12 protein-coding genes are annotated in these 15,030 nt (G+C 37.7%); 9 read left to right on the top strand and 3 right to left on the bottom strand.

From position 1 onward, the window contains the following. Positions 1-372 (top strand): RidA family protein, encoded by a 372-nt coding sequence (locus tag ASO14_RS14045; RefSeq protein WP_068456755.1) that lies wholly within the window; start codon positions 1-3, stop codon positions 370-372. A gap of 215 nt (positions 373-587) precedes the next feature. Beyond that, the gene (gene spoVG, locus ASO14_RS14040) at positions 588-884 is read left to right on the top strand and encodes a septation regulator SpoVG (protein WP_068456752.1); all 297 of its coding nucleotides are present in this window, start codon (positions 588-590) and stop codon (positions 882-884) included. Between the two features lie 103 nt (positions 885-987). Here the strand turns inward: spoVG and nadA are convergent, their stop codons facing one another. The 3 genes from nadA to nadB are packed head-to-tail and all read right to left on the bottom strand — an operon-like array spanning position 988 to position 4,455. Further along, positions 988-2,082, bottom strand: a complete 1,095-nt coding sequence (gene nadA, locus ASO14_RS14035; RefSeq protein ID WP_156422386.1) for a quinolinate synthase NadA — start codon at positions 2,080-2,082, stop codon at positions 988-990. Between the two features lie 2 nt (positions 2,083-2,084). Then, complete coding sequence (nadC, locus tag ASO14_RS14030) at positions 2,085-2,930, bottom strand: carboxylating nicotinate-nucleotide diphosphorylase (RefSeq protein WP_068456745.1); 846 nt, start codon at positions 2,928-2,930, stop codon at positions 2,085-2,087. After that, positions 2,884-4,455 carry an L-aspartate oxidase gene (gene nadB / locus ASO14_RS14025; RefSeq protein ID WP_068456741.1) on the bottom strand — a complete coding sequence of 524 codons (1,572 nt, stop codon included), beginning with the start codon at positions 4,453-4,455 and terminating at the stop codon, positions 2,884-2,886. The genes nadC and nadB overlap by 47 nt, the downstream gene beginning before the upstream one ends. 91 nt (positions 4,456-4,546) lie before the next feature. Between nadB and ASO14_RS14020 the strand changes: the two genes are divergently transcribed. The 7 genes from ASO14_RS14020 to ASO14_RS13990 all read left to right on the top strand — a co-directional run bounded on the left by ASO14_RS14020 (position 4,547) and on the right by ASO14_RS13990 (position 15,022). Further along, on the top strand, positions 4,547-5,674 hold the full coding sequence (locus ASO14_RS14020; protein WP_068456739.1) for an IscS subfamily cysteine desulfurase: 1,128 nt from the start codon (positions 4,547-4,549) through the stop codon (positions 5,672-5,674). A 184-nt stretch (positions 5,675-5,858) separates the two neighbouring features. Further along, complete coding sequence (glmU, locus tag ASO14_RS14015; protein WP_068456736.1) at positions 5,859-7,232, top strand: bifunctional UDP-N-acetylglucosamine diphosphorylase/glucosamine-1-phosphate N-acetyltransferase GlmU; 1,374 nt, start codon at positions 5,859-5,861, stop codon at positions 7,230-7,232. Positions 7,233-7,255: 23 nt separating this feature from the next. Continuing rightward, positions 7,256-8,215, top strand: coding sequence for a ribose-phosphate diphosphokinase (locus ASO14_RS14010; RefSeq protein WP_068456734.1), 960 nt, complete (start codon positions 7,256-7,258; stop codon positions 8,213-8,215). Between the two features lie 181 nt (positions 8,216-8,396). Next, positions 8,397-9,035: a 50S ribosomal protein L25/general stress protein Ctc gene (locus ASO14_RS14005; protein WP_068456731.1), complete on the top strand. Its 639-nt coding sequence runs from the start codon at positions 8,397-8,399 to the stop codon at positions 9,033-9,035. A 153-nt stretch (positions 9,036-9,188) separates the two neighbouring features. Continuing rightward, entirely contained in the window at positions 9,189-9,752 is a 564-nt protein-coding gene (gene pth / locus ASO14_RS14000; RefSeq protein ID WP_068456728.1) for an aminoacyl-tRNA hydrolase, read from the top strand. Between the two features lie 73 nt (positions 9,753-9,825). After that, entirely contained in the window at positions 9,826-13,347 is a 3,522-nt protein-coding gene (mfd, locus tag ASO14_RS13995) for a transcription-repair coupling factor (RefSeq protein WP_068456725.1), read from the top strand. 85 nt (positions 13,348-13,432) lie between these two features. After that, positions 13,433-15,022, top strand: a complete 1,590-nt coding sequence (locus tag ASO14_RS13990; protein WP_068456722.1) for a putative polysaccharide biosynthesis protein — start codon at positions 13,433-13,435, stop codon at positions 15,020-15,022. Positions 15,023-15,030: the final 8 nt, after the last annotated feature.

Raw genomic sequence — 15,030 nt, 5'->3', positions numbered from 1 at the left:
GTGAAAGAAGTTTCGACAGCAAAGGCTCCAGCAGCGATTGGACCATATGTACAAGGTATGATTGTAAACAATATGTTTTACAGTTCAGGTCAAATTCCATTGACTGCAGAAGGTGTTATGGTTGAAGGTGACATTGTCGCACAAACACAACAAGTTTTTGAAAATTTAAAAGCTGTACTTGCAGAAGCGGGTACATCATTAGATCGTGTTGTAAAAACAACTGTTTTTATGGCAGACATGAATGATTTTGCAGAAATGAACGTGATTTATGCAAACTATTTTGGAGAGCATAAGCCAGCACGTAGCGCAGTAGAAGTAGCACGCCTACCAAAAGATGCGCGCATTGAAATTGAAGTAATCGCATTAGTATAATCTTATAAAATAAAGCACTTCTTAGTATTCTTTTATACTAAGAGGTGTTTTTTGATTTAAAAAAACAAATAAATGAACTTTTCGACATATATTTCTTTTATACATAAAATAAATTCTAAAAATTTAAAAAAAATAAGAAGGAATTGGGTAATTTTTGAAGAATAAAGAAAGTGGATAGGATTAGTTATGCAACTAAGATGAGAGGTGGTGAAAAAATGGAAGTTACAGACGTGAGATTGCGCCGTGTTCAAACAGACGGTCGTATGAGAGCAATCGCTTCCATCACACTGGACAACGAATTCGTCGTACATGATATTCGTGTAATCGATGGGAATACAGGGTTATTCGTAGCAATGCCAAGTAAACGTACGCCAGATGGTGAGTTCCGAGATATTGCACATCCAATTAACTCTGGTACAAGAACAAAGATTCAAGAATCAGTGTTAAAAGCTTACGAGGAATCAAGCGAGGAAGAAGCTGTTGTACTAAATGAAGTCGAAGTTGAAGTATAAGACGTAAGCGCGGAGCCACCTAATTCACCATAGGCAGGCTCTTTTTTTATGGGGAAAATAATAAAGAGATTTCGGTATGTCAAACGACCGAAATCCCTTTAATTTATGTGTTTTGTAACATGCGTTCTAGCGACTGTAAGGCATATTTCGTTGTTTCATCATCTACTGTAATTTGATGCATCGTCTCACCTGCCACGACTTGATCTAATTGCCAAAGTAGATGCGGTAAGTCAATTCGGTTCATTGTTAAACAAGGACACATGTTTTCGTTCAATGAGATGATGTGACGTTCTGGATATTGTTTGATGATTCGTTTGACTAAATTCATCTCTGTTCCAATTGCGAAACTTATATGGGGATCAGCCTGTGCAATTGTATCAATAATGTATTTTGTCGAACCGGCATCATCGGAAGCTTGTACGACTTCATGGCTGCATTCTGGATGAACAATTACTTTCATATCAGGATAATTTTCGCGTACTTGTTCAATATGTTGAACAGTAAAACCTTCATGTACAGAGCAATGCCCTTTCCATAAGATGACACGTATATCTTGTTTGTCGCCTTCAAAAACTAAGGCACGTTTAATCGGGTCCCAAATTGCCATTTGTTCTAATGGAATACCCAAGTCGAACGCAGTATTTCGACCAAGATGTTGATCTGGTAAAAAGAATAGACGTTGTTTTTGTGTAAATGCCCATTCGACCATTTTTTTAGCATTTGAAGAAGTCACACAAGCTCCACCGTGACGACCTGTAAATTCTTTAATGGCGGCAGTTGAGTTCACATATGTTAATGGGATAATCGTATCATCAAAAATCTCCTGTAAAACATCCCAAGCCTGTTCGGTTTGATGAATGTTTGCCATATCAGCCATTGAACATCCCGCACGTAAATCCGGTAAGTAAACACGCTGATGTGCTGACGTCAACATGTCAGCTGTTTCTGCCATAAAATGTACGCCGCAAAAGACAATATGCTCCGCTTCGGTATTTGCTGCACATATTTGAGCTAGTTGTAAAGAATCTCCTGTCACATCAGCAAACTGAATTACTTCGTCTTTTTGATAATGATGCCCTGGAATTAAAAGCTTTGTACCAAGTTCTTTTTTAATTTTATGAATACGACTCTCAATTTCTACAGTTGATAAAGTTAAATATGTTTCCGGTATTTTTGAGATTTGTGTTAGTAAATTCACGTTTAAACTCCTTTCAATTGAACGAGTGCGCTCATATCTAATGAATGAATTGAATGTGTTAATGCTCCGAGTGAGATGTAATGTATTTCAGTAGCTGCATATTCAGGTAAGGTATCAAGCGTAATACCACCAGAAGCTTCCGTTATGATGTGAGGTGGAATAAGTGGTAACCACGACTCAATTTCTGCTGGCGTACGATTATCAAGTAGTAGAAGGTCAACACCTGCTTCAATCGCTTCAATTAATTGTTCCTTTGTTTCGACTTCGACTTCAATTTTGGTTGTGTGACCTAATTTTTGTTTTACATGGTTCACAGCTTTTGAAATACTTCCGGCAAATTCAATATGGTTATCTTTTAACATGACACAGTCATACAGTCCACTGCGATGGTTAAAGCCGCCTCCTACACGTACAGCATATTTTTCAAACATACGTAAGCCAGGTGTTGTTTTACGTGTGTCACAAATACGTGTACGCGAATTTGTAGTTGCGGCTACTGCTAGAGCTGTTTTGGTGGAAATCGCTGACATACGCTGAATTAGATTCAAAATGACGCGCTCTCCACTGAGAAGTGTGCGAATAGGTCCTTCAATACGTGCAATTAAATCGCCTTTTTGAATTACTGTACCATCTTGAATCAATTCATGAACTTGAATTGATTCATCGGTTAGTAATTGAAAACCGATTTGAATAATTTTTTCGCCACAAAAGATCCCATCCTCCTTTGCGTAAAGTGAAAATTCACCTCTTTGTTTCTCATCGAATAGTAATTCAGAAGATAGATCTGTATCACCGATGTCTTCATTGAAAAATTCCGTAAGTTGTTGTTTGAGTTTGAGTAAATTCATACCATGTCCCCCTATAAATTGGCTGGTCTTTTTGTTGAATAAATAATGTTTGTGTTAAAGAATTATCACTTTGTGGATAGTCACTTCGAATATGCCCCCCACGTGATTCTTTTCTTGCAAGGGCAGCTTGTACAATTAATTGAGCGGTTACGTGCATAAAATAGTGTTCTATATCTAGTTGCGTCAAGTGGCGAACATCTTGTAGAAGTGGTTGTTGTAACTGCGTGCTTAATTGATTTAAATCATGTTCATTTCGAATGATACCTACTGCATGCATCATATGTTGTTGCAATACACTCGGTGTCATGAGTGATGGAAGTTGTTCCTTCTGTGTTGTAATTACATTTTCTGTGTAGTCAATCTCGCATGATGTATGTAAGTGCTTCGCTAAACGTTTTCCAAAAGCTAACCCTTCTAATAGAGAATTACTAGCTAATCGATTGGCACCATGAATGCCATTACAAGCAACTTCCCCAATTGCATACAATCCGGGCAACGATGTTTCACTGTTTACATTAGTCATAATTCCACCCATTAAAAAATGACTTCCTACAGTAATCGGAATACGTTGAGTTTCTAAAGAAATGCTCAAATCACTACATTTTTTAGCGATGCTCGGAAATTGAGTTGTGAAATTTTCAACGCATGAAATATCTAAAAAAACGGTATGCCCTTGTTTTATTTGATCGTAAACTGCTTTTGCTGTAATGTGTCGCGGTGCTAAATCACGTTGTGAATAATCTTCCATAAAATAATGTTGCTGTTCATTAACGAAACGTGCACCAGCACCTCTCACAGCTTCTGATACAAGACCATGCGTCTTTCCTTCCTGGAAAAGTAGCGTAGGATGAAATTGAATAAATTCTAAATCAGCTACAGTTGCACCAGCCAAGTAAGCCAAAGCAATCCCATCGCCAAAGCTATTTTCGCAATTTGAAGTTTGCGGGTACAGTGATCCAATGCCTCCTGTTGCTAGAATGACAGCTTCACCTGTGTAACGACATAATGCACCCTCCACATTCTTTGTATAAACACCGATTACACGTTGTTCTGGATTCTTAATTAATTGAATTGCACATTCTTGTTCATGCACGATGACGTTTGATGGGAGTGTTTTGTATAAAAATTCAATTGTATTTTTGCCTGTCGCATCACCGCCACTATGGATAATTCTGTGATGTGAATGGGCGCCTTCTAAACCAAGTGAAACCTCACCATCGCTTGTCCGGTCTACAGGTAAACCAGCTTGAATTAATTCTTTCGTAGCGATGTGACCTTCTCTTACGAGGAGTTGTACCATCTCATGGTTCGTATGATTAACACCTGCTTCATGTGTATCTTGTTCATGTGAGGAGAAGGAGTCTTCATGATGCCAAACCGTTGCAATGCCACCTTGTGCATAATAAGAACTGCTTTCATAAATTTCTCTTTTTGTAATGAGGTGAATTGTTTTATGAGAGGGTAATAGGCGGGCGCATTGAAGTGCGGCAATCCCGCTACCGATAATCAAAATATGATTTTTCATTTTACTTAACCTTCTTTACAGTTGTCTTGTCACATATATTTACATAAAATATGAAATAAAACAAGTTTTGTTTATAGAAAGAGGTTTTCGTATGGTGTACCTAGATTATGCTGCTACAGCGCCTATGAGCGATGAAGCCATTCGTATGTACGGGGAAGTTGCAACTACTTATTATGGAAATGCGTCTAGTTTACATGAAGCGGGTTGGTATGCGGCACAAATTTTACAACTAACTAGAGAGCAAATTGCTTCAATTTTATCAGTTTCTTCAGATGGTATTTATTTTACAGGTAGTGGTACGGAAGGGAACTTAATCGCAATCCTATCCATTATATTAGGGCAAAAAAAGCGGCAAATTATTACAACTATGGCAGAACACACTTCTGTTCATGCTGCGATGAATACATTGACAAGATGGGGCTATGAAGTCATCAAATTACCTTTAATGCCATGTGGACAAATTAATTTAGAAGAGTTAGAAATGCTGATTACAGAAGATACTGCACTTATTAGTGTGCAACATATCAATGCAGAAATTGGTGTCATTCAGCCAATTGAAGAAATATGTGAAATCGCGAAAAAATATCAAATCCCTGTGCATACAGATTGCGTGCAATCCTTTGGAAAGGTACCTTTACATGAACTTGCGAAAATGGTTGATAGTTTGACCGTTTCGGCGCATAAAATCGGTGGCCCGAAAGGAATGGGGGCAATTTATATTCATCCTAAAAGAATCATTGAACCTTTATTTCCTGGTGTAACACATGAGAAGGGGATGCGTGGTGGTACAGTAGATATTCCATCTGTAGCTGCTTTTTCAGCGGCGATGAATCAGTTATTTACAGAGCAAGATCTTGTAAAGTTAACGCAATTACGACAGTACATGTTAGCAGAACTTCGTACACTACCGATTGAAGTAGTTGAATCGTCAAAAGAGCAATATTCTGGAATTATTGGCATGATGGCGAAAGGGATGGAAGGTCAATTGATGATGTTGGAATTAAGTGAGAGAGGCTTTTATATTTCAACGGGAAGTGCGTGTGATGTAGAGCAAGATGAAGGTACAAAAACAGTTCTTGCAATGGGTTATACACCATCACAAGCGCGTCAGTTTTTCCGTGTATCATTACATCCTAAAAATACATTGGAAGAAATAGAAGAATTCGTAGAAGAAATGGGTAATATTATAAAAAAACATGAATTTTCTATGAACAAGTAAATGTGACTTTTCGAGCAGAATAAAGAGGAACTGTCTAAACAATAGCTTTTATGCGAATAAAAAAGGCAAAGATTTCTAATCATAAGTTGTATGACCTCTTTTTGTCAAGTCATGTACCCTTGAAAAATGCTTACATTTACTATATAGTCATAATAGAAAATCAGCTAAATGGAGGACTTGCGAAATGACAAAAATTTATGCGGTAGTTTTGGCTGCTGGTCAAGGAACGCGTATGAAGTCCAAATTATATAAAGTTCTTCATCCGGTTTGTGGGAAGCCAATGGTTGAGCACGTTGTCGATCATATTCGTGATTTAGACGTAACAAAGATTGTATCAATTGTTGGTCACGGCGCTGAGAAAGTAAAAGAGCAGTTAGGTGACAAAAGTGAGTATGTGTTACAAGAAGAACAACTTGGAACAGCTCATGCAGTTCAGCAAGCTGAAACTTTACTAGGCGACCTAGAAGGCACAACCATCGTTATTTGTGGAGATACACCATTAATCCGCCCTGAAACGATGAAGGCATTACTAGAGCACCACCAGCAACAAGCTGCAAAAGCAACTATCTTAACAGCTGTCGCTGAAAATCCTACAGGTTATGGTCGTATTCTTCGTAATGAAGAAGGACATGTTGAACAGATTGTAGAGCAAAAAGATGCAACAGTTGAACAACAAAAAGTAACCGAAATTAATACAGGCACATATTGTTTCGATAATAAAGCACTATTTGAAACATTAAAACTTGTTAAAAACGATAATGCACAGGGTGAATACTATTTACCAGATGTCATTGAAATTTTAAAACAACAAGGTGAAATCGTATCTGCATATATTTCAGACGATTTCTCTGAAAATTTAGGAGTCAATGATCGTGTAGCACTTTCTCAAGCAGAAGAAATTATGCGTGCGCGTATTAACGAAACACATATGAGAAATGGTGTAACAATCATTAATCCAGCAAATACGTATATCGGTGCAGATGTTACAATTGGTAGCGATACAATTGTTTACCCAGGTACTTTACTTGAAGGTCAAACGGTGATTGGTGAGGATTGCTATATTGGCCCGAACAGCCATATTGTAGATAGCCAAATCGGTCATCGCACAAAAATTGATGCATCTGTTGTGGAAGAAAGTATGATTGGTGAAGATGTCACAGTCGGACCTTATGCACACATTCGTCCAGCTTCAAATGTTTTAAATCGCGCAAAAGTAGGCAACTTTGTTGAGTTGAAGAAAACAACTTTAGGTGAAGGAAGCAAAGCTTCACATTTAACTTACTTAGGTGACGCTGAAATCGGTGCAGACGTTAATATTGGCTGCGGGACGATTACAGTAAATTATGACGGTGTTAATAAATTTAAAACGACAATCGGTGATCGTTCATTCATCGGCTGTAACGCAAATTTAGTAGCGCCTGTAACAATTCATTCAGACACATATGTAGCGGCTGGAACAACAGTTACAAAAGAAGTTCCGCCATTCGCACTTGCCATTGGACGTTCTCGTCAAGAGAACAAAGAGAATTACGTTAACAAATTAAATTCTAATAAATAATTAATATTTAACAGGAGGCCATCATGCCGTATCAATATGCTAACTCAAAATTAAAAATCTTTTCTCTGAATTCTAACGAACCACTTGCAGCTTCGATTGCAAAAGAAATGGGAGTAGAACTTGGTAAAAGTTCTGTAAAACACTTCAGTGATGGAGAAATTCAAATCAGTATTGAGGAAAGTATTCGTGGTTGTGACGTATTCATCGTGCAGTCAACTTCAGCTCCAGTAAACGAAAACTTAATGGAGTTATTAATTATGATCGATGCTGTTAAACGTGCTTCAGCTCGTACAGTAAACGTAGTAATGCCATACTATGGTTATGCTCGTCAAGATCGTAAAGCACGCTCACGTGAACCAATTACGGCTAAATTAGTGGCTAACCTACTAGAAACAGCAGGTGCAACACGCGTTGTACTTCTTGATTTACATGCTCCACAAATTCAAGGTTTCTTCGATATCTTAATTGACCACCTTGTTGGTGTTCCATTAATCTCTGATTACTTCAGCCAAAAAGGTTGGAACCCAGAAGATATCGTAGTAGTATCACCAGACCACGGTGGTGTAACACGTGCACGTAAAATGGCTGAACGCTTAAAAGCGCCAATCGCGATTATCGATAAGCGTCGTCCAAAACCAAACGTTGCAGAAGTTATGAACATCGTTGGTAACGTAGAAGGTAAAATTTGTATCTTAATCGATGATATCATCGATACAGCTGGTACAATTACAATCGGTGCGGATGCATTATTAAAATCAGGTGCAAAAGAAGTATATGCTTCTTGTACACACCCTGTATTATCAGGTCCAGCAATCGAGCGTATCGATAACTCTGTAATTAAAGAGTTAGTAATTACAGATTCAATCCAATTACCAGAAGAAAAGAAAATCGCGAAAATTACACAACTATCAGTTGCAAAATTGTTAGCAGATGCAATCGTTCGCATTTATGAAAACAAATCAGTATCAAAATTATTCGATTAATCATTCGAATGAGAGCAGGTGGGGTTCATCCTCATCTGTTCTTTTTTTATGCAACAAATTATCATGTGAAGCGTCCTAGTATTGTAAGAATGCCAAACGCATTCATTTGCTCCATGTTTATAGCACTTAAAACAGGGTATGTGTATTAGGTGTAACTATGAGACGGAAGGGGAAATGAAACATGCCAGAAACTTTACAAGTAAAGAAAAGACAAGCACATAAGAATTCAGTTTTAAGAGAATTAAGACAGGATGGTTTTGTGCCAGCAGTTGTGTACGGCTATCAAGTAAATACCACTCCAATCGCAGTAAACGAACGAGATCTTGAGAAGAAATTACGTGAAGAAGGCAGAAATGCAGTCTTATCTTTAGAATTAGATGGGAAACACGTAAATGCTGTATTATCAGAAGTTCAAAAAGATCCATTAAAAGACACATTGATTCATTTAGACTTTTTAGCAGTTAATATGAATCGTAAAATTGAGATGGAAGTGCCAATTCTGATTGTTGGTGAATCAGTGGGTGTAAAAGAGGGCGGCTCATTACAACAGCCAAATCGCGAAATTACTTTATTCGTTGAACCTTCAAATATTCCAGAATCAATTGAAGTAGACATTACAGAGCTTGGTATTGGTGATTCACTTGCTGTAGTAGATATTCGTGAACAAGTAGACTTTGATGTCCTACATGAAGACGATTTTGTACTTGCTACAGTTTTACCGCCAGTATCTGACAAAGACTTAGAACCTTCATTAGAAGAAGGAGAAGTAGAAGCAGATAATGGTAAGGAAGCTGAAGATCCATCACCACTAGAAAATTAAATAGATATGAATTAAATAAAAACAAAACGCAACGATTTTAGTAGAGTCGTTGCGTTTTGTTTCTGTTTAAACGTTCGAAGTATTCGTATTTTGTTTAAAAAGATGGGGTATGTTAAAATAACAAGGATTAGTACAGAAAAGGATGTAGTAGATATGAAATTAATCATTGGATTAGGGAATCCAGGTAAGCCATATGAACATACACATCATAACGTAGGTTTTGACACAATTGATGTATTGGCAGACCGCATGGGAATTACATTAAATCAAACGAAATTTAATGGTGTCTATGGTACGGTACATCGTCCAGAGGGTAAAGTCATTTTATTAAAACCATTAACATATATGAATCTATCAGGAGAATGTGTACGACCACTGATGGATTATTTTGATATTGATATAGAAGATATTGTCGTAATATATGATGACCTTGATTTAGAAAAAGGTAAATTACGTTTACGTCAAAAAGGTAGTGCAGGTGGACATAATGGGATTAAGTCGTTAATTCAACATTTAGGAACACAGGAATTTAATCGCATCCGCATTGGCATTAATCGCCCACCACAAGGTATGAAGGTGTCAGATTATGTACTAGCACGTTTTTCAAAAGAAGATCAGCCATTAATGCAAGAGTCCTTTGAAAAAGCAGCCGATGCAAGCATGTATTGGTTAGAGAAGCCATTCGTAGAAGTCATGAATAAATTCAATCAAAAGTAAACAGAATAGATGCGTGTAGCTTTGGTAAACAACTTACCAAAGCCTTTTTCTATATGAAGAATAGGAGGAAAACATGGAAATCTTACGTCGGTTATTGATGAAAGACATGGAAGTAGCAGCATTAATTGAAGATATAAGAAGAGAACAACCTGCACAACTTGTAACAGGATTATCCGGAAGCGCAAGATCGGCTTTCATCGCTACAATGTATGCAGAAACAAAAAAATCAATCTACATGATTGCACCGAATATGTTGCAAGCACAGTCTTTGTATGAGGATTTATCAAAATTAATTGGTAGTGATGAAGTACATTACTACCCAGCAGATGAGTTTATCGCGGCAGATATGGCTTTAGCAAGTCCCGAATTACGTGCACAGCGTATCGCAACGCTGGATCATATGATTCATGATGTACAAGGAATCTATATTATCCCTGCTGCTGGTATGCGTAAAGTAATGACGCCAAAAGAACAGTGGTCATCACTTCGTTATACATTAAAACTCGGCGATGATTTAGATACACAGGAACTATTGAAGCAATTAGTCATGATGGGCTATACGCGAAATGGTATGGTGACAACTCCCGGCGAGTTCGCTGTTCGAGGTGGAATTATCGATATTTATCCACCATATGATGACCATCCTGTTCGAATTGAGCTGTTTGATACTGAGATTGATTCGATTCGTACGTTCTCAGCAGATGATCAGCGTTCAATTGCGAAATTACAAGAGATGGTGATCTTACCAGCGATGGAGTTTGTATTATCTACAGATGAACGACACGCCCTTGCAGAACGTTTAGAAGCTGGTTTAAGTGAAAGTTTAAAAAAGGTAAAGACAGATGCAGTAAAAACAGCACTTTATGAAAATGTACAAGCAGATATTGCGCTATTACAACAAGGTGAATTACCTGAGTATGTAAATCGCTATGGCTCTTTATTATATGAAAACCTAACTTTTTTAGGTGATTATTTCAAACGAGATGGCATTGTAATTTTTGATGAATTAACACGTATTCAAGAAACAATGGAAGCGTGGGATTCAGAGGAAAAAGAATGGCTGCTTGAGATGATTGAACTCGGTAAGATGTTGCACAGTGTGAAACCATCTTTCAGCTTTAAAGAATTACTTGCGAATATCGAGCAACAAAAAATCTTCTTTGCATTATTTGCGCGTGGATTTAAAGGAATGACGTTTACAACAACACGTAATTTTTCATGTAAACCGATGCAACATTTCCACGGACAGATTGCTCTGTTGAATAGTGAAATTGAACGTTGGGTGTCAAGTGACTTTACAACGCTCTTTTTAACAGAGAATGAAGAACGAATTGATATATTGCAAAATCTATTGGCAGACCACGGTGTAGAAGTACAGCTCGGTGAACCGAATGGACCGGGTGTCTTCATTATGTCTGGTGCTTTAACTAATGGTTTTGAGATGCCAATTCCTAAATTAGCAATCGTGACAGAAGATGAGCTATTTAAGCAACAAAAGAAACGTAAAGCACGTCCTAAAACGATGACCAATGCCGAACGAATTAAAAGCTATACAGAGATTAAACCAGGGGATTATATTGTCCATGTACATCATGGTATTGGTAAATATATTGGCATTGAAACACTCGAAATTAATGGGAACTATAAAGATTATTTGCATATTCGTTATCGTGCAGACGATAAGTTATATGTGCCAGTCGACCAAATTGACTTAGTTCAAAAATATGTAGGTTCAGAAGACAAAGAGCCAAAGCTTCACAAATTAGGCGGAGCAGAGTGGAAAAAGACGAAAACCAAAGTATCGAAAGCAGTTCAAGATATTGCGGATGATTTAATTAAGCTATACGCTGAACGCGAAGCAGCAAAAGGTTTTGCCTTCTCTCCTGATGGCGATGAGATGCATCAATTTGAAGCTGCCTTCCCATATGAGGAAACAGAAGACCAACTACGCACAATTCAAGAAGTGAAAATGGATATGGAGCGTGAACGTCCAATGGATCGCCTTGTTTGTGGAGATGTAGGTTATGGAAAGACAGAAGTAGCCATTCGTGCAGCGCATAAAGCAATTTTAGATGGTAAACAAGTCGCTTTCTTAGTGCCAACAACGATTTTAGCACAGCAACATTATGAAACAATGCTCGACCGATTCCAAGACCTTCCGGTTAATATCGGTTTACTTAGCCGCTTCCGTACACGTAAACAACAAACGGAAACATTAAAAGCCTTGAAAGATGGACAAGTAGACATTTTAATCGGGACACATCGTATTTTATCAAAAGATGTGATTTATAAAGATTTAGGGTTATTAATTGTTGATGAAGAGCAGCGTTTTGGTGTCACACATAAAGAGAAAATTAAGACATTGAAAACAAATATTGACGTGCTAACGTTAACCGCAACACCGATTCCACGTACGCTTCATATGTCGATGGTCGGTGTACGCGATTTATCCGTTATTGAAACACCTCCTGCAAACCGTTTCCCAGTACAAACGTATGTCATGGAACATAATGGCGCACTTGTACGAGAAGCGATTGAGCGTGAGATGTCGCGTGGTGGACAAGTCTTCTACTTACACAATCGTGTAGAGGATATGGCAAAACAAGTCGATCAAATTCAATCACTCGTACCTGAAGCGCGTGTTGCGTATGCGCATGGGAAGATGACGGAGAATGAATTAGAATCAATCATTTTAGGCTTCTTAGAGGGCGAATTTGATGTGTTGGTTACAACAACGATTATTGAGACAGGAATTGATATTCCAAACGTTAATACGCTGATTGTGAACAATGCAGACCGTATGGGATTATCACAACTTTACCAATTACGTGGACGTGTAGGACGTTCTAATCGTGTTGCTTATGCATACTTCATGTATCAACGTGATAAAGTACTGACAGAAGTTGCGGAACAACGTTTACAAGCGGTAAAAGAATTTACGGAACTTGGTTCTGGTTTTAAAATTGCGATGCGCGATTTATCCATTCGCGGCGCAGGGAATTTACTCGGTGCGCAACAACATGGCTTTATTGATTCAGTTGGTTTCGACTTGTATTCACAAATGCTTGAAGATGCCGTAACTGAAAAACAAACAGGTGAGAAAAAGACCGAAGAAAAAGGAATCGAGATTCTTCTTCCGTATGATGCATATTTACCGGATACGTATATTCCAGACGGTTATCAAAAAATTCAAATGTATAAGCGTATTAAAGCGATTGAAACAGAAGAAGCTTATCACGAAATTTCAGAAGAATTAGTAGACCGTTTTGGTGACTTGCCAATCGAAGTGGATCGCTTAATGCGTATTGCACGTATGAAAGCATGGGGATTAGAAGTTGGCTTAGAGTCCATCAAACTAAAAAATAAAATGTACCGTATTACGCTATCAATGGATGGTACACAACGAATTGATGGTAGTAAGATGGTTTCTGATTCGATGGTTTTAGGGCGAGCAGTTGGCTTTACATTGGAAGATGGAAAACTTGTTTTAACAATTGATGAACGAAAGATGTCAAAAGATCAAGATGTCTTTGATTTGGTTGAAGCGGTTGTTCAATTATTGCCAGCTTCACTAAAAGAAGAAAATCCTGCATAATTTTTGTGAAAGGAGGAACTAAAGAAGTAGTTTCTCCTTTTTACATAAGTATTCAAAAAAATGTAGTAATGGAAAGAGGATGCGAATGACAAAAGTAAAAGGCTATGCAAAAGGAGTTGCCCTTTTAACGATGGCAGCACTTTTTGTAAAAGTATTAAGTATGGTCTATCGTGTCCCCTTTCAAAACTTAGTGGGGGACCAAGGATTCTTTATTTATCAACAAGTCTATCCATTTGTGGCTGTTTTCATGACATGGACATCGAGTGGTCTAGCGATTGCTGTTTCGAAGATGATTGCAGATGAACTTGGTCAACCATTGAAAAGACAACAAGCGATATCGCAATTGTTATATCGCGCGCTATGGGTATTTTCAATTCTTTTATTTATTGGCATGTATAGTGCTTCTGATTTTTTTGCGCGTGCAATGGGTGATGAACAGCTCGGCTTTTTATTGAAAATCGGTTCACTTGTTATTTTTACAGTACCGACATTATCTATGTATAAAGGAAAGTTACAAGCACATGGCAATCTACAAACTGTTGCTGTGATGCAAGTGATTGAACAAGTTGTACGTGTAACTGTTATTTTAGGCGGTACAGCATATGTTATGGCTACTTCACAGTCATTATATACAGCTGGAGCAGTCGCTGTTTTAGGGACAGTTAGTGGCGAATGGATTGGTGTTCTACTTCTAATGTTATATATGAGAAAAAAGCGCCAGTCGATTTATTTACTTAACAAAGAAAATACAGTTGTTCGAAAGCGTGAATTTTTGAAAAAGATGCTCGTTGTGAGTGTCAGTGCGAGTATGAGTAGTCTGCTGTTGATTTTCTTTCAAATTGTCGATGCGTTTACTGTATTTGATACGCTCGTTCAGTATATTGAACAACCCATTGATGCGATGAAAGAGAAAGGGATTTATGACCGAGGTCAGCCACTTGTTCAAGTTGGATTAGTCATTGCTACATCATTCTCTATGGCCATTGTACCGATGATTGCAAGCGCGATGAAAAAAAGAAAAGGCGAGCAAATGCGCCAACTCATTCGTGTTACTTTTCAAGCAACACTTCTTTTTGGTGTAGCAGCAACAGTTGGTTTAATGCTCGTTATGCCTTATTTGAATAAAGCTTTATTTGAAACAGCAGATTTATCAGATGTACTGTCGGTCTATGTTATTCAAATTATTATGCTTTCAATGATTATGGCAATTACAGCGATTTTACAAGGTTTAGGGTATCGTAAAGGTCCTACGTACATTTTAGCCATCAGCTTGTTGATCAAAATACTAATTACAAAACCATTTGTACACTATTTTGGAATAGTAGGTGCAGCATGGTCGAGTAATCTAGCTCTAATCGTAGGTGCATGTAGTTTAGTGTATTATTTAAAAAAGAAACAAGATATTCAGTTAGCCAGTCGTCTGTTTTATCAAATCACAGGTTACGCAACAGTTTGTATGGTATTTGTTGTAGGCGGTATTCGCATATTTGATGAGATTTTAGCAATTGATAGTCGTTTATATGCAGCAATTATGATGCTTTTCTTAGTCATCATTGGTGGGAGTATCTTTATTTTATGTATTACACGTTATCGAATTTTTACAGTAAAAGAATGGTTGTTATTACCGCTTGGCAGTAAGATGGCGGCATTACAATTATTTTTAAATCGAAAATAGGTGGGTTA

Origin of the sequence: Kurthia sp. 11kri321 (assembly GCF_001534765.1) — a bacterium.
Taxonomy (GTDB): domain Bacteria; phylum Bacillota; class Bacilli; order Bacillales_A; family Planococcaceae; genus Kurthia; species Kurthia gibsonii.
This window is presented reverse-complemented; position numbering and strand designations above follow the sequence as displayed.

Bases quoted from the DNA above. Each gene is read 5' to 3' on its own strand.
- mfd (WP_068456725.1), top strand. From the start codon at position 9,826: ATGGAAATCTTACGTCGGTTATTGATGAAAGACATGGAAGTAGCAGCA.
- ASO14_RS14010 (WP_068456734.1), top strand. From the start codon at position 7,256: ATGCCGTATCAATATGCTAACTCAAAATTAAAAATCTTTTCTCTGAAT.
- pth (WP_068456728.1), top strand. From the start codon at position 9,189: ATGAAATTAATCATTGGATTAGGGAATCCAGGTAAGCCATATGAACAT.
- nadB (WP_068456741.1), bottom strand. From the start codon at position 4,455: ATGAAAAATCATATTTTGATTATCGGTAGCGGGATTGCCGCACTTCAA.
- ASO14_RS14005 (WP_068456731.1), top strand. From the start codon at position 8,397: ATGCCAGAAACTTTACAAGTAAAGAAAAGACAAGCACATAAGAATTCA.
- spoVG (WP_068456752.1), top strand. From the start codon at position 588: ATGGAAGTTACAGACGTGAGATTGCGCCGTGTTCAAACAGACGGTCGT.
- ASO14_RS13990 (WP_068456722.1), top strand. From the start codon at position 13,433: ATGACAAAAGTAAAAGGCTATGCAAAAGGAGTTGCCCTTTTAACGATG.
- glmU (WP_068456736.1), top strand. From the start codon at position 5,859: ATGACAAAAATTTATGCGGTAGTTTTGGCTGCTGGTCAAGGAACGCGT.
- nadC (WP_068456745.1), bottom strand. From the start codon at position 2,930: ATGAATTTACTCAAACTCAAACAACAACTTACGGAATTTTTCAATGAA.
- ASO14_RS14020 (WP_068456739.1), top strand. From the start codon at position 4,547: ATGGTGTACCTAGATTATGCTGCTACAGCGCCTATGAGCGATGAAGCC.